The 557-nt window shown below is 41.1% G+C and carries 1 protein-coding gene; it reads left to right on the forward strand.

The window, feature by feature from the left end; genetic code table 11:
* Window positions 1–65 precede the first annotated feature (65 nt).
* Window positions 66–422, forward strand: a complete 357-nt coding sequence (locus OQJ86_RS26400) for an acyl-CoA synthetase (protein ID WP_265992353.1) — start codon at window positions 66–68, stop codon at window positions 420–422.
* The last annotated feature ends 135 nt before the right edge of the window (window positions 423–557 follow it).

Genomic DNA, 557 nt, shown 5'->3' on the forward strand with positions numbered 1-557 from the left:
GGCGTTATGTGCTTACCCCAAAACATATAGTATAATGTTCTCTTTGTTGCTTAACTAAATTTACGATGAATATTGTTGTACATGTGCATGATGGTGTAGCAAAGCAGGGCTACGAAATGGGAACTCGACAAGCATGGAAATGTGGAGATAAAGCTCACGAAGTGTATCGAGTTCTAGGTGTCATCAAAGGTCAGGTAGTAAGTGTTATCGAGGACGTTACCGCTGAATTGTCTACGTTCGACAACAACCCAGAACATCATTCTGGTAGCGATGGTCGCTATATATTCTTAGGTGGGAAGTGCTGGAACGAAAAGGAAATCTTTGCTCCAGATATGCCAAAGTTTATGTTCAAAAAGATTAAAGGCTTAAACCAAGGACATCGTTATTTAAGTGATGCTGAACTTGAAGCGAGTTTGTCATAACTGGTTAGTACGCACATAACAAACTGTTTAAGAGTGATTCGCAACGCGTGGCATTTTTACCATGCGTTGTTTTTAGTGTTTAAGGGGTATGCGGTGGCATTGGTATTGCGTTGCTCACACCTTAACAGGGCGTTA

The sequence above is a fragment of the Vibrio sp. Sgm 5 genome (assembly GCF_026241575.1).
In the GTDB taxonomy this organism is placed as follows: Bacteria; Pseudomonadota; Gammaproteobacteria; order Enterobacterales; family Vibrionaceae; genus Vibrio; species Vibrio jasicida.

Coding starts and splice junctions, on each gene's coding strand:
- OQJ86_RS26400 (WP_265992353.1), top strand. CDS start 66: ATGAATATTGTTGTACATGTGCATGATGGTGTAGCAAAGCAGGGCTAC.